19 protein-coding genes are annotated in these 21,278 nt (G+C 67.7%); 9 read left to right on the top strand and 10 right to left on the bottom strand.

The window, feature by feature from the left end; translation table 11 throughout:
• Positions 1 to 310: 310 nt before the first annotated feature.
• From eno to EV665_RS19995, 3 genes are all read right to left on the bottom strand, one after another.
• Complete coding sequence (eno, locus tag EV665_RS20005; protein WP_064330009.1) at positions 311 to 1,585, bottom strand: phosphopyruvate hydratase; 1,275 nt, start codon at positions 1,583 to 1,585, stop codon at positions 311 to 313.
• Between the two features lie 130 nt (positions 1,586 to 1,715).
• A complete protein-coding gene (kdsA, locus tag EV665_RS20000; RefSeq protein ID WP_133035415.1) occupies positions 1,716 to 2,555 on the bottom strand; it encodes a 3-deoxy-8-phosphooctulonate synthase in 840 nt (279 codons plus the stop codon).
• A 1-nt stretch (position 2,556) separates the two neighbouring features.
• A complete protein-coding gene (locus EV665_RS19995; RefSeq protein ID WP_133035414.1) occupies positions 2,557 to 3,450 on the bottom strand; it encodes a VOC family protein in 894 nt (297 codons plus the stop codon).
• Positions 3,451 to 3,595: 145 nt separating this feature from the next.
• Here EV665_RS19995 and EV665_RS19990 point away from each other — a divergent pair, with 145 nt between their 5' ends.
• From EV665_RS19990 to EV665_RS19980, 3 genes are all read left to right on the top strand, one after another.
• Positions 3,596 to 4,837, top strand: a complete 1,242-nt coding sequence (locus tag EV665_RS19990) for an NAD(P)/FAD-dependent oxidoreductase (protein WP_133035433.1) — start codon at positions 3,596 to 3,598, stop codon at positions 4,835 to 4,837.
• Positions 4,838 to 4,936: 99 nt separating this feature from the next.
• Positions 4,937 to 5,677, top strand: coding sequence for a metallophosphoesterase family protein (locus EV665_RS19985; protein ID WP_133035413.1), 741 nt, complete (start codon positions 4,937 to 4,939; stop codon positions 5,675 to 5,677).
• On the top strand, positions 5,677 to 7,080 hold the full coding sequence (locus EV665_RS19980) for a bifunctional serine/threonine-protein kinase/universal stress protein (RefSeq protein ID WP_133035412.1): 1,404 nt from the start codon (positions 5,677 to 5,679) through the stop codon (positions 7,078 to 7,080). The genes EV665_RS19985 and EV665_RS19980 overlap by 1 nt, the downstream gene beginning before the upstream one ends.
• Before the next feature lies 1 nt (position 7,081).
• Here the strand turns inward: EV665_RS19980 and EV665_RS19975 are convergent, their stop codons facing one another.
• Positions 7,082 to 8,041, bottom strand: coding sequence for a GlxA family transcriptional regulator (locus EV665_RS19975; protein ID WP_133035411.1), 960 nt, complete (start codon positions 8,039 to 8,041; stop codon positions 7,082 to 7,084).
• Between the two features lie 101 nt (positions 8,042 to 8,142).
• On the opposite strand from EV665_RS19975, the gene EV665_RS19970 reads away from it, so the two are divergent.
• Both EV665_RS19970 and EV665_RS19965 read left to right on the top strand, forming a co-directional pair.
• Entirely contained in the window at positions 8,143 to 8,688 is a 546-nt protein-coding gene (locus EV665_RS19970) for a cysteine hydrolase family protein (RefSeq protein WP_133035410.1), read from the top strand.
• Between the two features lie 366 nt (positions 8,689 to 9,054).
• Entirely contained in the window at positions 9,055 to 10,206 is a 1,152-nt protein-coding gene (locus EV665_RS19965) for a ceramide glucosyltransferase (protein WP_133035409.1), read from the top strand.
• Positions 10,207 to 10,214: 8 nt separating this feature from the next.
• Here EV665_RS19965 and EV665_RS19960 read toward each other — a convergent pair whose 3' ends face one another.
• Positions 10,215 to 10,805, bottom strand: a complete 591-nt coding sequence (locus EV665_RS19960) for a TetR/AcrR family transcriptional regulator (RefSeq protein ID WP_064330001.1) — start codon at positions 10,803 to 10,805, stop codon at positions 10,215 to 10,217.
• A 119-nt stretch (positions 10,806 to 10,924) separates the two neighbouring features.
• Here EV665_RS19960 and EV665_RS19955 point away from each other — a divergent pair, with 119 nt between their 5' ends.
• The gene (locus tag EV665_RS19955) at positions 10,925 to 12,148 is read left to right on the top strand and encodes an MFS transporter (protein ID WP_064330000.1); all 1,224 of its coding nucleotides are present in this window, start codon (positions 10,925 to 10,927) and stop codon (positions 12,146 to 12,148) included.
• A 279-nt stretch (positions 12,149 to 12,427) separates the two neighbouring features.
• Here EV665_RS19955 and EV665_RS19950 read toward each other — a convergent pair whose 3' ends face one another.
• The 4 genes from EV665_RS19950 to EV665_RS19935 all read right to left on the bottom strand — a co-directional run bounded on the left by EV665_RS19950 (position 12,428) and on the right by EV665_RS19935 (position 16,516).
• Positions 12,428 to 14,056: a CTP synthase gene (locus EV665_RS19950; protein ID WP_133035408.1), complete on the bottom strand. Its 1,629-nt coding sequence runs from the start codon at positions 14,054 to 14,056 to the stop codon at positions 12,428 to 12,430.
• A gap of 147 nt (positions 14,057 to 14,203) precedes the next feature.
• On the bottom strand, positions 14,204 to 14,683 hold the full coding sequence (secG, locus tag EV665_RS19945; protein ID WP_133035407.1) for a preprotein translocase subunit SecG: 480 nt from the start codon (positions 14,681 to 14,683) through the stop codon (positions 14,204 to 14,206).
• A gap of 124 nt (positions 14,684 to 14,807) precedes the next feature.
• Positions 14,808 to 15,578 carry a triose-phosphate isomerase gene (gene tpiA, locus EV665_RS19940; RefSeq protein WP_133035406.1) on the bottom strand — a complete coding sequence of 257 codons (771 nt, stop codon included), beginning with the start codon at positions 15,576 to 15,578 and terminating at the stop codon, positions 14,808 to 14,810.
• A gap of 53 nt (positions 15,579 to 15,631) precedes the next feature.
• Positions 15,632 to 16,516, bottom strand: coding sequence for an alpha/beta hydrolase (locus tag EV665_RS19935; RefSeq protein ID WP_133035405.1), 885 nt, complete (start codon positions 16,514 to 16,516; stop codon positions 15,632 to 15,634).
• A gap of 267 nt (positions 16,517 to 16,783) precedes the next feature.
• Between EV665_RS19935 and parE the strand changes: the two genes are divergently transcribed.
• Together parE and EV665_RS19925 are read left to right on the top strand one after the other, a co-directional pair.
• Positions 16,784 to 18,841, top strand: a complete 2,058-nt coding sequence (gene parE / locus EV665_RS19930; protein WP_133035404.1) for a DNA topoisomerase IV subunit B — start codon at positions 16,784 to 16,786, stop codon at positions 18,839 to 18,841.
• Positions 18,842 to 18,911: 70 nt separating this feature from the next.
• Positions 18,912 to 19,337, top strand: coding sequence for a hypothetical protein (locus EV665_RS19925; protein ID WP_133035403.1), 426 nt, complete (start codon positions 18,912 to 18,914; stop codon positions 19,335 to 19,337).
• A gap of 24 nt (positions 19,338 to 19,361) precedes the next feature.
• Here the strand turns inward: EV665_RS19925 and EV665_RS19920 are convergent, their stop codons facing one another.
• On the bottom strand, positions 19,362 to 20,489 hold the full coding sequence (locus EV665_RS19920) for a DUF2336 domain-containing protein (protein ID WP_133035402.1): 1,128 nt from the start codon (positions 20,487 to 20,489) through the stop codon (positions 19,362 to 19,364).
• A 128-nt stretch (positions 20,490 to 20,617) separates the two neighbouring features.
• On the opposite strand from EV665_RS19920, the gene EV665_RS19915 reads away from it, so the two are divergent.
• Positions 20,618 to 21,262, top strand: a complete 645-nt coding sequence (locus tag EV665_RS19915; protein WP_133035401.1) for a hypothetical protein — start codon at positions 20,618 to 20,620, stop codon at positions 21,260 to 21,262.
• Positions 21,263 to 21,278: the final 16 nt, after the last annotated feature.

Genomic DNA, 21,278 nt, shown 5'->3' with positions numbered 1-21,278 from the left:
CCCGGGGGTGACCTGCCCTTTGCTTGGGGTGGATTGCACAAGGATGGACAGGCTGCGGCTGTGGCACCCCCCTCTGGCCTGCCGGCCATCTCCCCCTCAAGGGGGGAGATCGGATGGAGCAGCGCTTCGCCTCTCTCCAATGGTGCCGATCAAGCTAGGTTTGCACGCCTTGCCAATCTCCCCCCTTGAGGGGGAGATGGCCGGCAGGCCGTAGGGGGTGCTTTGCAACATGCCGCAGCCCTGCCCTTCACAAAAAGAAACCGGCGGCAGCGCTGGTTCACGCTGCCGCCGGAAGATGCCGTGGGACCGATCAGCCGCGCAGGATGCCGCGGCCGGCGTATTTCGCCTGGGCGCCGAGCTGCTCCTCGATGCGGATGAGCTGGTTGTACTTGGCGGTACGGTCTGAGCGGGCGAGCGAGCCGGTCTTGATCTGGCCGCAGTTGGTGGCGACGGCGAGGTCGGCGATCGTCGAATCCTCGGTCTCGCCCGAGCGGTGCGACATGACGGCGGTGTAGCTCGCCTTGTGCGCGGTCTCGACGGCGTCGAGCGTTTCGGAGAGCGAGCCGATCTGGTTGACCTTGACGAGGATCGAGTTGCCGACGCCCATCTTGATGCCGTCGCGAAGCCGCGCGGAATTCGTCACGAACAGGTCGTCGCCGACGAGCTGCACCGTCTTGCCGATCTTGTCGGTCAGCGCCTTCCAGCCGTCCCAGTCGTCTTCCGCCATGCCGTCCTCGATCGAGAAGATCGGGTATTTTCCGGCAAGCTCGGCGAGATAGTCCGCCATGGCGCCCGGCTCCAGCGTGCGGCCTTCGCCTTCCAGCACGTACTTGCCGTCCTTGAAGAATTCGGTCGAGGCGCAGTCGAGCGCGATGAACATGTCCTCGCCCGGGCGGTAGCCGGCCTTCTCGATCGACTTCATGATGAAGTCGAGGGCGGCGGGGGCGGAGGCGAGGCCCGGCGCGAAGCCGCCCTCGTCGCCGACATTGGTGTTGTGGCCGTCGGCCGCAAGCTGCTTCTTCAGCGTGTGGAACACTTCCGAGCCCATGCGCACGGCATCGCGCACGGTGTCGGCGCCGACCGGAACGATCATGAACTCCTGGAAGTCGATCGGGTTGTCGGCATGGGCGCCGCCATTGATGATGTTCATCATCGGCACCGGCAGGACGCGGGCGTTCGGGCCGCCGACATAGCGGTAGAGCGGCAGGTTGGCGGCTTCCGCGGCGGCCTTGGCGACGGCGAGCGAGACGCCGAGGATGGCGTTGGCGCCGAGGCGCGCCTTGTTCGGCGTGCCGTCGAGCTCGATCATCGTCTGGTCGACGGCGATCTGGTCCTCGGCATCGAGCCCGCCGATCGCCTCGAAGATCTCGCCGTTGACGGCGGCGACGGCGTTCTCGACGCCCTTGCCGAGGTAGCGCTGGCCGCCGTCGCGCAGTTCGACGGCTTCATGCGCGCCCGTGGAGGCGCCCGACGGAACGGCCGCACGGCCGAAGCTGCCATCTTCGAGATGCACGTCCACTTCGACGGTGGGATTACCGCGGCTGTCGAGAATCTCGCGGCCGATGATGTCGATGATTGCAGTCATGGAGATCGTCCTGTTCCGTGGTTTATAAATCGATTAAAATCCACTTTTAATCGAGGATGCAGAAATTACAATGGCGTCCGTCGCCATGGGAAAGACGGATGGCATGTCTCCATGTCATCCGTTTGAAACGTCAGGCCTTGGCGATGTCGTCGAAGGCGACGAGCTTTTCCAGAAGCCGCGGCATGTCCTTCAGGTGCACCATGTTCGGGCCGTCGGAGGGGGCGTTGTCCGGGTCCTCATGGGTCTCGACGAAGAGGCCGGCAATGCCGACGGCGATCGCGGCGCGCGACAGCGTCTCGACGAATTCGCGCTGGCCGCCGGAGGAACCGCCCTGCCCGCCCGGCTGCTGCACCGAATGCGTCGCGTCGAAGACGACGGGCGCGCCGAGCGAGGCCATGATCGGCAGCGAGCGCATGTCGGAAACGAGCGTGTTGTAGCCGAAGGAGGCGCCGCGCTCGCACAGCATGACGTTCGGGTTGCCGCTCTCGGTGAACTTCGTCAGCACGTTCTTCATGTCCCAGGGCGCCAGGAACTGGCCCTTCTTGACGTTGATCGCCCGGCCGGTCCTGGCGGCGGCGACGAGCAGGTCCGTCTGGCGCGACAGGAAGGCGGGGATCTGCAGGATGTCGACCGTCTCGGCGACGACGGCGCACTGCTCTTCCGTGTGGATGTCGGTAAGGACCGGGAAGCCGAAATCCTTCTTGAGGTCGGCGAAGATCTCCAGCGCCTTTTCAAGGCCGATGCCGCGCTTGCCGGAGAGCGAGGTGCGGTTCGCCTTGTCGAAGGAGGACTTGTAGACGAGGCCGAGGCCGAGCTTTTCGGTCATCTCGACCAGCGCCTCGGCCATCATGTAGGCATGGTCGCGGCTCTCCATCTGGCAGGGGCCGGCGATCAGCGAGAAGCGCTTGTCCTGGGCGAAGGTAACCTTCTTGGCGCCTTCGCCGACGACGACTGTGGAATTGGTGTTCATCTCATTCTCCGAAGACAAGGAGGACGCCCTGCCCCGGTGCCGGCGGCACGAGGAGGCGGTTGTCCCGTTTCTGGAAGGCGACGCCGCGCTCCGTCAGGAGACGCTCGCATTCCGCTGTATTTTCAACCCTGAAGACGACCGCGCGTCCTTTCAGGCCGCGATCCGCGCCGGCGACCGGCGCGATCCCGTAAAACCCCTCCAGGCCTGCATCGTTGAGCACGGTGATGCGCCCGCGCGGCGTATCGACGGACATGCCGAAGGACAGGGCCTCGACCTCGCGTTCGTCGGCCGCCTCCTGCACGAGATACTGGAAATCCGTCGGGTTCTGTTCCGACAGGACGACCTCCGACAGCGCGATCACGCCGTTCTCGTGCGTTTCCAGCGACGCGCGGTCGGCCGGCAGCGGCAGGATGCGCTGCGAGGCGAAGAAGAAGAAATCGGGGCTGCGCAGGTCGGCGGCGAAGGCAAGGCGGAAGCTGCCGGTCGCGCTGGTCCCGTCGGGCAGCAGCATGTCGCGGGAAAATTCCAGCACCTCGCCGCCGGAAAGGCCGGCATTGGTGTAGCGCTGGTCGTCCTCCCAGGCATCGCCGCTCGCCATGGCGATGGCGGAAAAGCCTTCGAGGCCGCGGCGGAAGCGGAAGGCCTGGTCGCGCGCGACGAAGACATTGCCGCCACGCGCCGCCGCCTCGCATTCCTCGCGATTGGCGATGCCGAGCGGTTCGAGATAGGAACCGTCGGCGAGGAAGACGCAACAGTTCTCCGTGCCGAAGGGATGGCGGGCGTCCCCGGCGACGGTGAAGCCGAGCGCGGTCAGGCGCGCGCGGGCCACCCCGAGGTCGGACACCGGCAGCACCAGATGGTCGATCGGGCGGGGCGTTCTCGAACTCACGGTCATGGCGAAAAATCCGGCATGTTTCAGGCGCCCCGTGCTTTGCCCGCTTTCGGCGCGCAATGCAAGCGCCAGCACGGTCCGCCGCGCCCTGCGGGAACTTTTCCGCCCGTCGGCCATTCCCGCAGCGTCCCTCGACCGGAGCCCGCCCATTCCCAGATCCCGCGACATCACCCGCCAGCGCGACCTCCACGAATCCCGCCCCCTCTGGGCCGGTTCACCGCGCCTTGCTCTTCGCGCGCGGCCAAGGCCGTCGCGCGCCGACTACGACGTCATCATCGTCGGCGCCGGCATTTCCGGGGCGCTGATGGCCCATGCGCTGGCGGACGGCACGCGCTCGGTGCTCGTCGTCGACCGGCGTGTGCCCGTGCATGGCAGCACGCTTGCCAGCACCGCGATGATCCAGCACGAGATCGACATTCCCCTTTCCCGGCTTTCCGGCATGATCGGTGCGCCGAAGGCCCGCCGCGCCTGGCAGCGCTCCGCCCGCGCCGTCGAGCGCCTGTCGGGCATCGTCGCCGATCTCGGCCTGTCCTGCAGCTTCGAGCGCAAGCAGACCCTGTTCCTCGCCGGCGAGGCCTATGGCCGCCAGGCCCTGCACGCGGAGGCCGAGGCGCGCCGCGCCGCCGGCATCGCGGCCGAATATCTTGACGCCGCCACCCTTGCCGAACGCTTTGCGATCACGCGCACCGGCGCCATCCTCAGCGACATCTCCGCCGCGGCGAACCCGGCGCAGATGGCCGCCGGCATCCTGCGCGCGGCGATGACGCGCGGCGTGGAGCTCGTCAGCCCGCTGGAGATCACCGACCTGCGCGCGACCGCGGACCGGGCGTTCCTCGCGACGGCGGAGGGACGGATCCTCTCCGCCGGCCACGCCGTCTTCTGCTCCGGCTACGAGTTCCTGGAGGCCGTCGCCGACAAGGAGCATGCCATCGTCTCCACCTGGGCGCTCGCCACGCCGCCCGGCACGGCGCTGCCGGACTGGCTGAAGACATGCATCGTCTGGGAGGGCGCCGATCCCTATCTCTATCTCCGCCGCACGCGCGACGGGCGGCTGATCGTCGGCGGCGAGGACGAGGACAGCGCCGAGGCCTATGCGTCCGAGAAGACGCTGCGGAAGAAGGCGGCGACCATCCGCCGCAAGGCCGAAACCCTGCTCGGCCTCGCCCTGCCCGAGCCCGACCATGTCTGGGCGGCTCCCTTCGGCACCACGCGCACGGGCCTGCCGCTGATCGGCCGCGTGCCGGGCCTCGAAAATGTCTTCGCCGTCATGGGCTTCGGCGGCAACGGCATCACCTTCAGCCAGATCGCCGCCGAGATCGTCACCGCCGACATCGCCGGCCATGCCGATGCGGATGCCGACCTCTTCGCCTTCCCCAGCCGCCAGACTTGACGAAACGAAAGCCCGGCCGGCCGATATTCCCCTTCCGTTGAATGGCTGCGGGCGCAAAGCCGGGTTATGCTCGCCCGACATCGATGAAGCCGGACTGCCATGCTGCTTGCCATCCTCTCCGATATCCACGCCAACCGCGAAGCCTTCGAGGCCGTGCTCGCCGCCGTCGAAGGCGCCGGAGCCGACCGCCTCGTGCTGCTCGGCGACATCGTCGGCTACGGGGCGGATCCGGAATGGTGCGCGGAACGGGCGATGGCGCTTGCCGCCAGCGGCGGCGTCGTGCTGCGCGGCAACCATGACGAGGCGGTCGGCAATCCCGCCGTCTCGATGAACCCGACCGCGACCTTCGCCCTCGAATGGACGCGCCGCCAGCTCGGCAGCGAGACCCGCGCCTTCCTCGCCGCCCTCCCCTTCGAGGCGCGCGAGGGCGACTGTCTCTTCGTGCATGCCGATGCCAGCGCGCCGCCCGCCTGGAACTATGTGCTCGACGCCAGCGATGCCGGACGGCATCTTGCGGCCTGCGATGCCCGCGTCAGCTTCTGCGGCCATGTGCACAAGCCGGCGCTCTATTCGACGGCGCCGGGCGGCAGGGTCACGCATTTCCGCCCCGTCGCCGCCACCCCCGTGCCGCTCCTGCCGCAGCGCCGCTGGCTCGCCGTCATGGGCTCCGTCGGCCAGCCGCGCGACGGCGATCCCGCGGCCGCCTACGCGCTCTACGACACGCAGAGCGCCGAACTCCGCTTCCAGCGCGCCGCCTATGACGTGGAGCGCGCGGCCGGGAAGATCCGGGCGGCCGGGCTGCCGGCCTCGCTCGCCGACCGGCTTTTCAGGGGGCGCTGATGGTCAAGGCACGGCTGAAACCCGGCGACGTCATCGACGGCTTCCTCATCGAGGCCATCGCGCACAATGGCGGCATGGCGCGCATCTGGACCGTGTCGCGCCCCGACATCGATTTCCCGATCCTGATGAAGGTGCCGGTCATCGGCGAGGGCGACGATCCGGCCGCCATCGTCGGCTTCGAGATGGAGCAGATGATCCTGCCGCGGCTTTCCGGCCCGCATGTGCCGCGCTTCGTCGCCAACGGCGATTTCGCGACGCTCCCCTATATCGTCATGGAGCGCCTGCCCGGCACCTCGCTCTATCCGCTGCTGGAGCGCCTGCCGCTGCCGCCGGAGGAGGTCGCCGCCCTCGGCGGGAAAATCGCCGTGGCGCTCGATTCGCTGCACCGCCAGCATGTCGTGCATCTCGACCTGAAACCGTCGAACGTCATGTTCCGCGAGAGCGGCGAGGCCGTGCTGATCGACTACGGCCTTGCCCGCCACATCCACCTGCCGGACCTGATGGACGAGCAGTTCCGCCTGCCCTACGGCACCGCGCCCTATATGGCGCCGGAACAGGTGCTCGGCACGCGCAGCGATTTCCGCAGCGACCTTTTCGCCCTCGGCGTGATGCTCTATTTCTTCGCGACCGGCGAGCGCCCCTTCGGCGATCCGCAGCGCCTGAAGGGCCTGAAGCGCCGCCTGTGGCGCGATCCGCTGCCGCCGCGCGCCCGCAACCCCGCCATTCCGCCGGCCTTGCAGGAGGTCATCCTGCGCTGCCTGGAGGTCAACCCCGCCTGGCGCTATCCGAGCGCCGCCCAGCTCGCGCTCGACCTGCAGGACCTTTCCGCCGTCAAGCTGACGGCGCGGGCGGAGAAGATGAAGCGGGACCCGCTCGGCATGGTGCTGCGCCGCCGCTTCAACCCGGTGCCTATCGAGACCGTCAAGCCGCAGACCGCCGAGGCCCAGCTCGCCAATGCGCCGATCGTCGCCGTGGCGATCGACCTTGCCGCCAGCACGCCGGACCTTGCCGACGCCATGCACAGGACCGTCGCGCGCATCATCGAGAACACGCCGGACGCCCGCATCGCCTGCATCAACGTCTTGAAGATCAACCGCATCGCCATCGACACCTCGCTGGACGAGGAAGGCCGCAACAAGCATGTGCTGCGCCTCGTCGAGTTGCGCACCTGGTCGACGGGCCTTGCCGTCCCCGGCGGCGGCATCACCTTCCATGTGCTGGAGGCCGTCTCGCCGGCCGACGCCATCCTCGATTATGCCCGGGAAAACCATGTCGACCACATCGTGATGGGCGCGCGCGCCGAATCGGCCATGCGCTCCATGCTCGGCAGCGTCTCCGGCGAGGTCGCCGCCCACGCCCCCTGCACCGTCACCGTGGTGCGCAACCGCCCGCGCCCCGAATAGGTCAGGAACGGAACCGCTTGCGATACTCGCCCGGCGTCAGCCCGACGATGCGGGCGAAGACTTTCCGGAAGGCGCCGGGATCGTTGTAGCCGACATCGAGCGCCACGCGGTCGACGGAGCGCGTGGTGAACTGCAGGTGCTCCTGGGCCTTCGCCACCCGGAGGCGCTGACAATAGTCCGTCGTCGTCAGCCCCGTCGCCTTGCGGAAGCGTCTGAGGAAGGTGCGTTCCTCCAGCCCGGCCTGCGCGGCGAGCACGTCGAGGCCGATCTCTCGCGCCTCGCTCGCCTGCAGGAAATGCTGCACCTTCAGGATCGCCGCATCGCCATGCAGGAGGCGCGGCGAGAAGGTGCTGTAATAGCGCTGCTCGCGGCCGGGTGGATCGATGACGAATTGCCGGGCGATCTCCAGCATGATCGTCGGCCCGAGGAAACGGTCGATGAGCTTCAGCCCGAGATCGACCCAGGCCATCACGCCGCCGGCCGTCACGATGTCGCCGTCGTCGGCGAGCAGCCGGTCGGTATCGACGGTGACGTCGGGAAACCGCCGTTCGAACATCTCGGCGATCACCCAGTTGGTGATGATGGTGCGGCCGGCGAGCAGCCCCGTCTCGCCCAGGAGGAAGGCGCCGGCGCAGATCGAGGCGAGCTGGATGCCGCCCGCGTGGCATTCGCGCAGCCAGGCGGCAAAGGGCGCCGCCTCCTCGCGCCGGATCGGATCGCCGAGCGCCGGCGGCAGGACGAGCACGCAGGGGCGCGAGGCCGCGCCGCTCTCTGCCTGCGCGTCCACCCGCACCGGCACGCCGTCCTCCAGCCGCCAGTGGCTGACGGTGAGGAGAGGGCCTGCCCGACCCTTCTTCCGGCCGAGCTCCATTGCCGACTGGAAGAGATCGGTCATGCCGAGCACGGCGGCCATCTGCACGCCGGGATAGAGAACCAGTCCGATCTCGGCTGCACGCGCCATGTCACTTTCACCCCGGATTATGTCGGCCCCGCCAATGGCGAGAGATGGCAGGCCGGGGGCAGAATGTCCACATCGTCCATCGCCTGCAAGAAGGAACCGCCATGAGCAAGCGCGCCATCATCATCGTCGACCTCCAGAAGGACTATCTCGCCACCGGCAGCTTCGCGCTGGCCGGCATCGACGCCGCCGCCGCCAATGCCGCGCGCATCATCGAGGCCGGGCGCGGCAGGGGCGACCGGATCATCCATGTCCACCACATCGCCAGGGAGGCCGCCTCGCCGCTCTTCGCCCCGGGCACGGAAGGCATCGAGCCGATCCCGGCCGTCACGCCGCGGGAAGACGACACGGTCATCGTCAAGAACCACCCGAATTCCTTCCGCGGGACGGCGCTCGACGAGACGCTGCGGAACGATGGCATCGAGGATGTGGTGGTCGTCGGCGCGATGAGCGACGTCTGCATCGACGCGACGGCGCGCGCCGCCGCCGATCTCGGCTACAACCTCACCGTCGTGCACGATGCCTGCGCCACGCGCGACAAGGCCTTCGGTGATTCGCTCGTCCCGGCCGCCCAGGTCCACGCCACCATCATGTCGGCGCTGGAATTCGGCTACGGCAAGGTCACCACGACCGCCGATTTCCTGTCGTAGTCCCCGACGGCAGGGCGATCTTATCTGGAGCTCGACATTGCCGTTCTTCCCTTCTCCCCCGCGGGGAGAAGGGTGGTCCCCACGGGTCTCGCCAGGGGCGAGCCCGAGGACAGGCTCCGGGTCGGATGAGGGGGTGGCTCTGACGGATCGTCTGCGCCTTCGCCATCCCCTTCATCCGCCTGCCGGCACCTTCTCCCCGCGGGGGAGAAGGGAATGGGGCGACGGTTTCCTTCCCTATACGACAGCCCCCACCAGAGCCCGTCGCGCCGCCCGTCATTCCCCTGTCATGGGACGATGGTGTCTCTTCGCGCGTGAATGCACCCCGGCGGCCGCATCGTGATCCGGCGCCCAGCGGAGTACGCGTGAATGGATACGGCTCAGGCCCTGGCCCTCGCCTCGGGCGCCCTCGTCGCCACCAATCTCCTCAGCATCCTCATCGCCGGAAGGCGGCTGAAGCCGACGGGCGCGGCGCCGCCCGAGATCGAGGAAAGACCGTCCGTCTCCATCGTCATCCCCGTGCGCGGCATCGAGAATTTCTCCACGGAGACGCTGGACCGCGCCTTCCGCCTCACCTGGCCGGACTACGAGCTTCTCTTCTGCGTCGCCCATGCGGGCGATCCCATCGTCCCGCTGATCGAGGCGGCCGCCGCCGCCCATCCCCATGTCGCCGCGCGCATCCTCGTCGGCGATGATCGCATCAGCGCCAATCCGAAGCTCAACAATTGCGTCAAGGGCTGGCAGGCGGCGCGGCACGACTGGGTGGTGCTCGCCGATTCGAACGTCCTGATGCCGCCCGACTATATCCAGCACCTGATGGGCGGCTGGCGCAGCGATTCGGGCCTCGTCTGCTCGACGCCGCTCGGCTCGCGGCCGGACGGCTTCTGGGCCGAGGTGGAATGCATGTTCCTCAACACCCAGCAGGCCCGCTGGCAATATGCCGGCGAGGCACTCGGCCTCGGTTTCGCGCAGGGCAAGAGCATGCTCTGGTACAAGCCGATGCTCGATGCCAATGGCGGCATCCAGGCGCTGAACGCCGAGATCGCCGAGGACGCCGCCTCCACCAAGCTGGTCAGCCGTCTCGGACTCAAGGTGCACCTCGTCTCCGCGCCCTTCGAGCAGCCGCTGGGGCGGCGCTCCGGGCAGGAGGTCTGGTCGCGCCAGTGCCGCTGGTCGCGCCTGCGCCGCGTCACCTTCCCCGCCTTCTTCAGTCCGGAAATCCTGCTCGGCGCCGTCCCGCCGCTGCTTCTCATGCTCGCCGCGGTGCTTCTCGGCGATGTGCCGCTCCTGCCCGCCGTGCTGCTGGTGCTCGCCGGCCTCTACCTGCCGGAAGCCGCCCTTGCGCTTGCGAAGGGCTGGCGGCTTTCCCTGTGGTCCGTGCCGGCGATGATGATGCGGGACGCCATGATGCCGGCCATCTGGCTGCGCGCCTGGATCGGCGGCGCCATCGACTGGCGCGGCAACACGATGACGATAGGCACGACGGCCTGCGAATTGAAGGAAGCCCCGGCGGGGCCGTAGGCGGCCCCTCAGCCCTTGACGCGCAGCCCCTCCAGCAGCGTTCGGAATCCCCTGACCGCACGCCTGGAGGTCTCCTCCGGATCGTCCGACTTGGCGATCCACAGCGCCGCATGGCTGCTCGCGCCGTTGATCAGCCGGGCCGCCGCCTCCGTGTCGATGTCCCCCATCACGCCGTCAGCCTTCAGTTGCTCGATGCTGCGGCTGAGGGCGGCGATGCAGCCGTTGCTGGTCGGCCATTGCGAGACGTCGCCGAGCACCGCCGGGCCGTCGCGGAACATGATGCGCTGGATTTCCGGCTCCAGCGCCATCTCGATATAGGCGACGCATTCCGCAACAAAACCCTGCCAGCGGTTGGGCGCTGCGGCCGAGATCCGGTTGAGCCGCAAGGTCATTTCCGCGTCGATCTGCTGGATCACCGCCTGGAGCAGCCCCTTCTTGTCGCCGAAATGGTGGTAGAGCGCGCCGCGCGTCAGCCCGGCCCCGGCGGTGAAATCGTCCATCGAGGCGGCGGCATAGCCCACCGTGCCAAAGGCCTGCCGCCCGGCGGCGATCAGCTTGGCCCGTGTCTCGGCGATCATTTCCTCACGCGGCTTGCGCATGGCGTCTCCTCATTCACATACGCCGCGTATTTTATTTGACATACGCTACGTATGCAACTATCTCTTCAACATACGCCGCGTATGTAATTATCGAACCCGTCCCTTTCCAGGAGCAGGCCATGTCCAACCCCTACAAGGAAATTTTCAGCGTGCCGGGAACGAAGGCGTTCTCCGCCGCCGGCTTCCTCGCCCGCCTTCCCATCGCCATGGCGCCGATCGGCATCGTCGCCATGCTCTCGCAGACCCATGGCGAATACTGGCTCGCCGGCGCGGTCTCCGCCACGTTCGCGCTCACCAATGCGCTCATCGCCCCGCAGGTCTCCCGCCTCGTCGACCGCTTCGGCCAAGCCGCGGTGCTGACGCCCGCCACGATCGTCTCCGTCCTCGCCTTCCTGGCGCTGATCGCGGCCACCCACCAGGGCTGGCCGGTCTGGACGCTCTTTGCCTCCGCCTTCCTCGCCGCCGCCATGCCCTCGATGCCCGCCATGCTGCGCGCCCGCTGGACGGAGCTCTTCCGCGACCGGCCCGAGCTCAACACGGCCTTCGCCTTCGAATCGGCCGCCGACGAGCTGGTCTACATCGCCGGCGCCTCGCTCTCGGTCGGCCTTGCCGTCGCGCTCTTCCCGCAGGCCGGCATGCTGATCAGCACCGCCTTCCTCGCCGTCGGCACCCTCGCCTTCGTGTTGCAGCGCGCGACGGAACCGGCGGTGCGCCATGTCGCCGGCAGCGCGCCGCAGAAATCGGCGATCCGCCTGCGCCCCGTCCAGATCATCACGCTCGCCCTCGTCTTCGTCGGCGCCACCTTCGCCACCGCCGAGGTCTCGGCCGTGGCGATCACCAAGGATCTCGGCCAGCCGAATGCCGCCAGCCTCGTCATCGGCGTCTATGCCATCGGTTCCTTCGTCGTCGGCCTCGTCCTCGGCGCGCTGAACCCGAGGATGGCGCTGCAGAAGCAGTTGATGATCGCCGTCGCCGTGCTGGCGCTCACCGCCCTGCCGCTGCCCTTCGCCGGCACGGTGCCGCTGCTGGCCTTCGCCGTCTTCGTCAGCGGCATCGCCATCTCGCCCACCTTCATCACGGCCTTCGGCCTCGTCGAACGCCGCGTGCCGGCCGCCATGCTGACGGAGGGCGTCACCTGGGTGACGACCGGCATCGGCATCGGCATGGCGCTGGGCGCCTTCGTCGCCGGCTGGGCGGTGGACAATTTCGGCGCCCAGAACGGCTTCTGGGTCTCCGTCGCCGCCGGCCTCGGCGCTGCGCTCACCATCGGCATCGGCCAGCGGGTCCTCGCCGGCCAGGATCCCGACGACGGGATCGGCGCCCTCGCCCAGGCGGCCGAATGACAAAAGCGGGAAGCCCGGCAAAAATGCCGGGCTCCTTCTAGCGCCAAGGCAATCAACCTCTCCGAACCACGGGTGCGTGTGGATCCTCGGGTCAAGCCCGAGGATGACGGAAAGGTGGTCCTTCCAAAAGCAAGAGCCCGGTGTCGCCACCGGGCTCGGTTCTTTGACAAGCCTCTCCCCGCCCTCTGCCGTCATCCTCGGGCTTGACCCGAGGATCCACCGCCGCACCCGCGGCGAGGCCGGTCGGGTCTGGCCCGACAGACGCAGAGGAGGCTTTCCTCAGACGAGGCGGCTCTGTTCCAGCGCCGCTTCCACGAAGCTCGCGAAGAGCGGGTGCGGATCGAGCGGACGGCTCTTCAGTTCCGGGTGGTACTGCACGCCGATGAACCACGGATGGTCGGGATATTCCACCGTCTCCGGCAGCACGCCGTCCGGCGACATGCCGGAAAAGACGAGGCCGCAGCTTTCCAGCCGGTCCTTGTAGTCGACATTCACCTCGTAGCGGTGGCGGTGGCGTTCGGAAATATCCGTCGAGCCGTAGATGTCGGCGATCTTCGTGCCGCCCTTCAGCGCCGCGCGATAGGCGCCGAGGCGCATCGTGCCGCCGAGATCGCCGGAAGCCGAACGCTTCTCCAGTTCGTTGCCCTTCACCCATTCCGTCATCAGGCCGACGACGGGTTCCGCCGTCTTGCCGAATTCGGTCGAGGAGGCCTTCTCGATGCCGGCGAGGTTGCGCGCCGCTTCCACCACCGCCATCTGCATGCCGAAGCAGATGCCGAAATAGGGCACCTTGCGCTCGCGGGCGAACCGCGCCGCATTGATCTTGCCCTCCGACCCGCGCTCGCCAAAACCGCCGGGAACGAGGATGCCGTGCACCTTTTCAAGGTAGGGCGCCGGATCCTCCTTCTCGAAGACTTCCGACTCGATCCATTCGAGCTTGACCTTGACGTGGTTGGCGATGCCGCCGTGGTAGAGCGCCTCGATCAGTGATTTATAGGCGTCCTTGAGGCCGGTATATTTTCCGACGATGGCGATCGTCACTTCGCCCTCGGGCGTCTTGATGCGATCGGAAACGTTCTGCCAGGCTTCCAGGCGCGGCTTGGGCGCCGGCTCGATGCCGAAGGCGGCCAGCACCTCGTCGTCGAGACCTTCCTTGTGATAGGCGAGCGGCACGTCGTAGATCGACGCGACGTCGAGCGCCTGGATGACGGCGGTCGGGCGCACGTTGCAGAACAGCGAGAGCTTCCTGCGCTCGGCTTCCGGGATTTCCCGGTCGGCGCGCACCAGGAGGATATCCGGGTGGATGCCCATCGCCTGCAGCTCCTTGACGGAGTGCTGCGTCGGCTTGGTCTTCAGTTCGCCCGCCGCCGGAATATAGGGCATCAGCGTCAGGTGCACATAAACCGCGGTCCCGCGCGGCAGATCGTTGCCGAGCTGGCGGATCGCCTCCATGAAGGGCATGGCCTCGATGTCGCCAACGGTGCCGCCGATCTCGCACAGCACGAAGTCGTAGTCGTCATTGCCTTCGGTGACGAAGTTCTTGATCTCGTTGGTGACGTGCGGAATGACCTGCACGGTCGCGCCGAGATAGTCGCCGCGGCGTTCCTTGTCGATGATGTTCTTGTAGATGCGACCGGTGGTGATGTTGTCGGTCTTGGTGGCCGAGCGGCCGGTAAAGCGCTCGTAGTGGCCGAGGTCGAGGTCGGTTTCCGCGCCGTCGTCTGTGACGAACACCTCGCCGTGCTGGGTCGGGCTCATCGTGCCCGGGTCGACGTTGAGATAGGGGTCGAGCTTGCGCAGGCGGACGCGGTAACCGCGGGCCTGCAGGAGAGCTCCGAGTGCAGCGGCGGCAATGCCTTTTCCGAGGGAGGAAACCACGCCGCCTGTGATGAATACATATCGCGCCATGGGAGTCACCGGATACCTTTTCAAAATCGATTCCGCCACCGAAAAATCACCTTGGGAGTGATTTCGGAAGTCGCAATCGGCGTTTTACACAAGAAGAAGGCCGGTTGGATTTCGCCAACCGGCCGGTTCGTTTTCGGTCCTTGCGGCTTACTGGCCGCTCGGGACGCCGGAATTCTGCTCCGTACCCGTCGCAGCGCCCGTGCCGGTGCCCGTCGCGGGCGTGTCGCCGGTGCCGGTCGCCGTGCCGCCATCGGTCGGAACGGCGTCGGTGCCGGTCGTCGCGGGCGTCTGGTTGGTCGTGTTGTTGTTCTGGGTGCCTTCGCCCTGCGATGCGCCGCCGAGCGCGTCGAGCACGCCGCCGGTGCCGGTCGTGCCGGGGATGCGGTCGAGGATGTCGGTCGGCTGCGTCTCGTAGCGGGCGAGGATGCCCATGCCGAGCGCCAGCACGAAGAACAGCGTGGCGAGGATCGCCGTGGTGCGCGTCAGGGCATTGGCCGTGCCGCGCGCCGACATGAAGCCGGAGCCGCCACCGATGCCGAGGCCGCCGCCTTCAGACCGCTGGATCAGCACGACGCCGATCAGCGCGACGACGACCATGAGATAGATGACGAGCAAGATGGTCTGCATGTTTTCGGTATCCCGGCCAGATGGCCCAAATGTCAGGTTTGCGGCTCAATATACCAAGCCGCGCACCATTCCAAGCCCTTACCGGCCAATCCGCCGGCCCTTTTGCGGGACCGGCGCAAAACCGTCAGGCGGTCAGTGCTTCGTATGCCCGGTAGATGGCAAGGAAGTCGTCCGATTTCAAGCTCGCCCCGCCGATCAGCGCGCCGTCGACATTGGCGACGCCCATCAGTTCCTGCGCATTGCCCGGCTTCACCGAGCCGCCGTAGAGGATGCGCATCCTGGCGCCCTCGCCGGCAAAGCGGCCGGTCAGCTCCGCGCGCATGAAGGCATGCGCCTCCTCGACATCGGCCGCCATCGGCGTAAGCCCCGTGCCGATCGCCCAGACGGGCTCGTAGGCGATGACGGTGTTTTCCGCCGTCGCACCGTCCGGCACGGAGGCCGCAAGCTGCGCCTTCAGCACGTCGAGCGTCTTGCCCGCCTTGCGCTCGTCGCCGGTCTCGCCGATGCAGATGATCGCGACGAGGTCGTTCTCATGGGCGATCTCCGCCTTGGCGCGCACCAGCGCGTCGCTTTCCTTGTGGTCCGTGCGGCGCTCCGAATGGCCGACGATGACATGGGTGCCGAAGCAGTCGGCGATCATTTCCGCCGAGACATCGCCGGTATGGGCGCCGGAGGCCTTCTCGTGGCAGTCCTGCGCGCCGATCATCAGCGGGCTGTCGTCGCAGAGCGCGGTGGCGACATAGAGCAGCGTCGCCGGCGGGCAGATCAGCGTCTCGACCTTGTCGGAAAGCGGCCCCTTCACGCCTTCGGCCATCGCCTTGATCTGGTCGAGCGATGCGCGCGTGCCGTTCATCTTCCAGTTCCCGGCAACGAGCGGGGTTACATCCGGTGTCATGAGACCTCCCTGTCCTTGAAATTCGCGTGGCTTGCGGCGTAGCAAATCGGCGCCTATTGCGCAAACAGCCAGTTCAGCGTCTCGCGCCAGTCGGTCATGCGCACGGGCGTGCCGTGCCCCCCCGTCTGGAACAGCACGAAACGCGCCGGCACGCCGGCCTTGCGCAGCCGGCGGAACACCGCGATCTGGTCGTTCGCCTGGTAGACGCTGTCGCTGTCGCCATGGGTGAAGAAGACCGGCAGCTTCGCCTTGAAGGCCGGCGTCCCGCCGTAGTCGCCGTCGGCCGCCCCGCCCATCAGCACCATGCCGGCAAGGCTCTTCACCGCCGCCGGATCGCGCGCCACGCGGGCACAGATGAAGCTGCCCATCGAGGCGCAGGCGAGGATGACCGGCGCCTCCGGCGACAGCGCCTTGGCCGTCAGGATGAGGCCGGAAATGCGCGCCGCGCCCTTGTCGTCGAAGGAGGGCACGCTCGGCGCGTAGTAGACGCCGCCGTTCTGCACGGCGAGGTTCTTCAGCCGGTTGAAGTTGCCGCCGAAATTCCAGTCGTTGTTGCCGAGCCGCCGGTCGCCGCCGCGGCCGTGGATGAAGATGACGGTGAACGCCGCCCCCTCCGCCTTGCCGGTCATCGCCACGTCGATCGGCCCGGCGGGCGTGGCGACCGTCGTGTTCTTCTGCGCCTTCTTCACCGCCGTCGAGACATAGGCCGCCTTCACCCGGCGCTCCGGCACCTGGTCGCGGCCGTTGATGTCGCGCAGTTCCTGGTAGTCGACGACCCTGAGCGCGCCGTCGTCCGCCGTCTCGATGACGGTGCCATAACCGAAAAGCTCGTCCTTCCACGGCTTCAGCGTCAGCGCGGCGGCGTTTCCGGCGGCAAGACCGGTGAAGATCGCGGCCAAAACCAGCCGGGAAAGGCAATGAACTGTGGACTGACGCATGAACTGTGGCTCCCTGGAGGCTGCGATACTTGCCATCCGCCCGCCCGCAACGCAATCCTCCGCCAGCGGTTGGCGCGGCTTGGCGCATCCTGCATCGCACGAAAGCGGCCGTGGACGGACGGGGCGGCACGCCGCCGCGGCATCGCGAAAGCCCGCGGAATCTGGCAGGATCGCAAGTGATTCGCGTAACGACATCTTCTGCGCCAGACCCCGGTCCGCCATGGACCGGCGGGGAAACCGGCAAACGGAACAAAATCTGAACGGCCCATGCAAGACGACAGCAACGACCTCTTCGCCAACATGCCCTCCCAGCCCGCAACGCCGCCGGTCGAAAAGCCCGTAGCAGCGGCCGCCCCTGCCCGCGAGGCGCGCCCCGCGCCGCCGAGCGAAGGCACCGGCGGCTACGACGCCTCGGCGATCCGCGTGCTGGAAGGCCTCGAACCGGTCCGCATGCGCCCCGGCATGTATATCGGCGGCACGGACGAGAAGGCGCTGCACCACCTCTTCGCCGAAGTCATCGACAACTCGATGGACGAGGCCGTCGCCGGCCACGCCAATTTCATCGAGGTCAATCTCGACGCCGAGGGTTTTCTGACCGTCACCGACAACGGCCGCGGCATTCCGGTGGAAAACCATCCGCAGATGCCGGGAAAATCCACGCTGGAGGTCATCCTCACCGTGCTGCATGCCGGCGGCAAGTTCGACGGCAAGGCCTATGAGACCTCGGGCGGCCTGCACGGCGTCGGCGTCTCGGTCGTCAACGCCCTCTCCGACCTTCTCGAAGTGGAGGTCGCGCGCAACAAGAAGCTCTACCGCCAGCGCTTCTCCCGCGGCAAGCCGCTCGGCCCGCTCGAAGAGCTCGGCGACGTGCACAACCGCCGCGGCACGAAGGTGCGCTTCCACCCGGACCCGGAGATCTTTGGCCCGCACGCGCATTTCGATCCGGGACGCGTCTTCCGCATGGCCCGCTCGAAAGCCTATCTCTTCGGCGGCGTCGAGATTCGCTGGAGCTGCGATCCCGCGCTGCTGCCGGAAGGCTCAGAAACGCCGGAAAAGGCCGTCTTCCACTTCCCCGGCGGCCTCAAGGACTACCTTCAGGCGACGCTCGGCAAGGAGCACACCGTCACCCGCGAGATCTTCTCCGGCAAGAGCGAGAAATCCGGCGGGCACGGCTCGCTCGAATGGGCCGTCACCTGGTATGGCGGCGATTCGCTGATCCACTCCTACTGCAACACCATCCCGACGGCTGACGGCGGCACGCATGAGGCGGGCCTGCGCATCGCGCTCACCAAGGGCCTGAAGAACTATGCCGAGCTGACGCAGAACAAGCGCGCTGCCGCCATCACCACCGACGACGTGATGATCTCGGCCGTCGGCATGCTCTCCGTCTTCATCCGCGAGCCGGAATTCGTCGGCCAGACCAAGGACAAGCTTGCCACCGTCGAGGCCCAGCGCATCGTCGAGAACGCGCTGCGCGACCCGTTCGACCACTATCTCGCCGACAATCCGGGCGAAGCCGCCAAGCTGCTCGACTGGGTGATCGAGCGCGCGGAAGAGCGCCTGCGCCGCCGCAAGGAAAAGGAAGTCAGCCGCAAGACCGCCGTGCGCAAGCTGCGCCTGCCGGGAAAGCTCGCCGACTGCGCGCAGAATTCCGCCGAGGGCGCCGAGCTCTTCATCGTCGAGGGCGATTCGGCCGGCGGCTCAGCCAAGCAGGCGCGCAACCGCGCCAACCAGGCCATCCTGCCGCTCCGCGGAAAGATCCTCAACGTCGCCAGCGCCGGCCGGGAAAAGCTCGGCGCCAACCAGCAGATCTCCGATCTCGTGCAGGCGCTCGGCTGCGGCACGCGCTCGAAATACCGCGAGGACGACCTGCGCTACGAGCGCGTCATCGTCATGACCGATGCCGACGTCGACGGCGCGCACATCGCCTCGCTCCTCATCACCTTCTTCTACCAGGAGATGCCCGACCTCATCCGCGGCGGCCATCTCTACCTCGCCGTGCCGCCGCTCTACCGCCTCAGCCAGGGCGGCAAGACGCTCTATGCGCGCGACGACCCGCACCGCGAGGAGCTGATGCGCACCGAGTTCAACGGCCGCGGCAAGGTGGAGATCGGCCGCTTCAAGGGCCTTGGCGAGATGCTGCCGGCGCAGCTCAAGGAAACCACGATGGACCCGGCAAAGCGCACGCTGCTGAAGGTGGCGATCGACGACGTCGATTTCGAGGGCACGCGCACCGCCGTGGACGACCTGATGGGCACCAAGCCGGAAGCCCGCTTCCGCTTCATCCAGGAGCGCGCCGTCTTCGCCGACAACCTCGATATCTGAGGGTGCCGCGCCTTATTTTCGCGGCAATGCACGCCTCTAACCGGCAGGAACAAACCGGGAAAGGACGGCCATGAAAGCTGCGCTCATCGTCATGACGATCATGGGCTGCGACGACAGCGCGACCCAGTGCCACTATATCGATACGGTCGGCAGGAGCTGGCAGACCGTGGCGCTGTGCGATGCCCAGGCCGAGACCTACATCAACCGTCACCAGGACAAGAACTATCCCGTCATCGTGGCCGTCTGCGAAAGCGCCGGCGACCGCATCACCGCCGGCATCGCCAAGCCCTCGCCCGATGAAACGCCGGCCAAAACCACGGCCGAAGTCCCGGTGCCGGCCGAGACCGCCGAGACCAGGCAGGGCCTTGCGGCCCGCACGCTGGATTTCGTGAAGAAGGCCATTCCCGACAAGGCTGCCCTCAAGGCCGCCGTCACCACGCCGGTGCGCTATGCCGAGGACGGTTATTCCTGGGTGGTCAAACGCTTCGCCGACTAAGGATTGTTCACCGACAGCGTGGGCTTACGCCGCGTCGCGCGCGGCGATGAGGGCGTAGCTGCGCGCCGTCTGGCGCTGCTCGGCGATGGCGAGCCGCTCGACGAGTTCCAGCATGGACTGGCAGGAGGCATCACCCGCCGCGCGGGCCCGGGAAAGCAGGCGCTCGGAGACCGACAGCCCGTCGTCCCCGCCCTTGGCCTCGCGCCGCCAGAGCATCGTCGCCTCGGCGAAAAGCGCACTGATGTCCCGGCCGAGGCCGGCGGATTCATAGAGCGCGCGCACCGCCGCCTCGCGCCCATCGGAAAGGATCGAGCGGACGCGCCGCTCCGCCTGGCCCGAGAGATCGGTGATGGCGGCCGCAAAGAACTCGACCCGGCCGGTGCAGAGCGCATGCATCAGGAAGACCGGCGTCAGCCGGCCGGTCAGCCGCAGGTGCTCGACGAGCGCCGGCATTTCGGCAGCCGAAACCTCGCCCACCATGCCGATCGTCGCGACGTCGCAGGCCTCGCGCGTGATGCGCGCGACGCGGCTCGTGCCGACAGCCGCCTGGATCAGCCCGAAGCCGGCCAGCGCCGTGCCGATCTTCTCCACGAGCGCATGGCGCGCATCGCTCGGCAGGTCGTCGCGGTCGAGCAGCAGGGCGCGGATTTCCGCATCGTCGCCGAACCGGTCGGCAATGCGCGCCAGGCTGCGCCGCGAAAGGACGGCGCCTTCGTTCTCCAGCAGCGCCAGCACGTCGGGCGCATCGCCGATTTCCGCCAGCGCCGCCGAAACGGGGCGCGAAACGAAGGCGCGATGGGCAATCAGCATGCGCGTCGTCGCACTGCCCTTGGCGGCGAGATCGACCAGGTCGGCATCCGTCAGCAGCGGCGAACGCAGGATGATGTGGGCGGCGATTTCCGGCTGGTCTTCCGCCAGCGGCAGGATGACGGCACGCGGCGCATCCTCGCTGCCGGCGAGCGTTTCGGCGAGCGCCAGCCGCACCTGCGGCGCGGGATCGTCGAGCAGGAAGATCATCGCCATTTCCGCGGCGCGGCGGTCGTCCGGCGAAATGCGCGCCCGTGCGTAAGCCCGCGCCAACACACTGGCCGCCTTCGCCCGGTCGGCTGCCCGTGCGGTCTCGACCCAACGGAGAAAAGCATGAACGATCAATGGACGCCCCAAACGCCTGCAAAACGCTACTGGAAACACGTTAGCGCCAAAGTGTTTAAGATTGGTTCACCATATCCGTTAACCGGATCGTCATTGCCATTCCCGCGGGCCTGCGCCTATGAAGGGCCATGAACCCGTTGCCCCGCGCCCTTTTCGAAGCGACCGACACCCCTCCCGCCCTTCCTGAAGGTTGCGGCGTGCTGGTGCGCGCCCGCACCGCCGGTGACTCACGGATGAAAGGCAGCGTCGTCATCGTTGACGGGACGGTCGAGGCTGAAACCCTCCGCCGCGCCATCGCCGGCGGCGCGGCCGGCATTGCCCTTTCCGGCTGGCGGACCGGCGCGGACCTCCAGCGCCTCGCCACCCTCCTGTCCGTCGCCGAGGCCGAGGAAGGCGGGGAAGACGGCCGCACCGGGATCCTCGCGATCACCGACGGCATCCTGCCGGCCCCCGTCTCGCCGCAGGGCCTTGCCGGCAAATCCGAACGACTCGCCGCCCTCATCTGGGACCAGGGGCTCTTGAAGCAGACCCTCGACGCAAGCCGCGCGCTCACCGAAACCGGCGAATGGACCGCGGCCTTCGCCGCAGCCCGCAGCGCAACCCTCCTGGCCGCCACGGCAGCCGGCATACCGGCCTATGATTCGTTGCCGGACCTGGCAGGCGGGGCGTTGGTGACGGCGTGCGAACGGTCGCGGGGCGACGGCTTCTTCGGCGGGCTTGCGGCGGAAGCGGCGCAGGTAGCGACGATCCGAACCGTCTGGGAAGCTGATTGACCGGAGAGGATCGGCC

It is taken from the genome of Shinella granuli (genome assembly GCF_004341885.1).
Taxonomy (GTDB): Bacteria; Pseudomonadota; Alphaproteobacteria; order Rhizobiales; family Rhizobiaceae; genus Shinella; species Shinella granuli.
Note: the sequence above shows the minus strand (reverse complement) of the source record. Positions and strands in the feature narration are given on the sequence as shown.

Bases quoted from the DNA above. Each gene is read 5' to 3' on its own strand.
- eno (WP_064330009.1), bottom strand. From the start codon at position 1,585: ATGACTGCAATCATCGACATCATCGGCCGCGAGATTCTCGACAGCCGC.
- kdsA (WP_133035415.1), bottom strand. From the start codon at position 2,555: ATGAACACCAATTCCACAGTCGTCGTCGGCGAAGGCGCCAAGAAGGTT.
- EV665_RS19995 (WP_133035414.1), bottom strand. From the start codon at position 3,450: ATGACCGTGAGTTCGAGAACGCCCCGCCCGATCGACCATCTGGTGCTG.
- EV665_RS19985 (WP_133035413.1), top strand. From the start codon at position 4,937: ATGCTGCTTGCCATCCTCTCCGATATCCACGCCAACCGCGAAGCCTTC.
- EV665_RS19980 (WP_133035412.1), top strand. From the start codon at position 5,677: ATGGTCAAGGCACGGCTGAAACCCGGCGACGTCATCGACGGCTTCCTC.
- EV665_RS19975 (WP_133035411.1), bottom strand. From the start codon at position 8,041: ATGGCGCGTGCAGCCGAGATCGGACTGGTTCTCTATCCCGGCGTGCAG.
- EV665_RS19970 (WP_133035410.1), top strand. From the start codon at position 8,143: ATGAGCAAGCGCGCCATCATCATCGTCGACCTCCAGAAGGACTATCTC.
- EV665_RS19965 (WP_133035409.1), top strand. From the start codon at position 9,055: ATGGATACGGCTCAGGCCCTGGCCCTCGCCTCGGGCGCCCTCGTCGCC.
- EV665_RS19960 (WP_064330001.1), bottom strand. From the start codon at position 10,805: ATGCGCAAGCCGCGTGAGGAAATGATCGCCGAGACACGGGCCAAGCTG.
- EV665_RS19955 (WP_064330000.1), top strand. From the start codon at position 10,925: ATGTCCAACCCCTACAAGGAAATTTTCAGCGTGCCGGGAACGAAGGCG.
- EV665_RS19950 (WP_133035408.1), bottom strand. From the start codon at position 14,056: ATGGCGCGATATGTATTCATCACAGGCGGCGTGGTTTCCTCCCTCGGA.
- secG (WP_133035407.1), bottom strand. From the start codon at position 14,683: ATGCAGACCATCTTGCTCGTCATCTATCTCATGGTCGTCGTCGCGCTG.
- tpiA (WP_133035406.1), bottom strand. From the start codon at position 15,578: ATGACACCGGATGTAACCCCGCTCGTTGCCGGGAACTGGAAGATGAAC.
- EV665_RS19935 (WP_133035405.1), bottom strand. From the start codon at position 16,516: ATGCGTCAGTCCACAGTTCATTGCCTTTCCCGGCTGGTTTTGGCCGCG.
- parE (WP_133035404.1), top strand. From the start codon at position 16,784: ATGCAAGACGACAGCAACGACCTCTTCGCCAACATGCCCTCCCAGCCC.
- EV665_RS19925 (WP_133035403.1), top strand. From the start codon at position 18,912: ATGAAAGCTGCGCTCATCGTCATGACGATCATGGGCTGCGACGACAGC.
- EV665_RS19915 (WP_133035401.1), top strand. From the start codon at position 20,618: ATGAACCCGTTGCCCCGCGCCCTTTTCGAAGCGACCGACACCCCTCCC.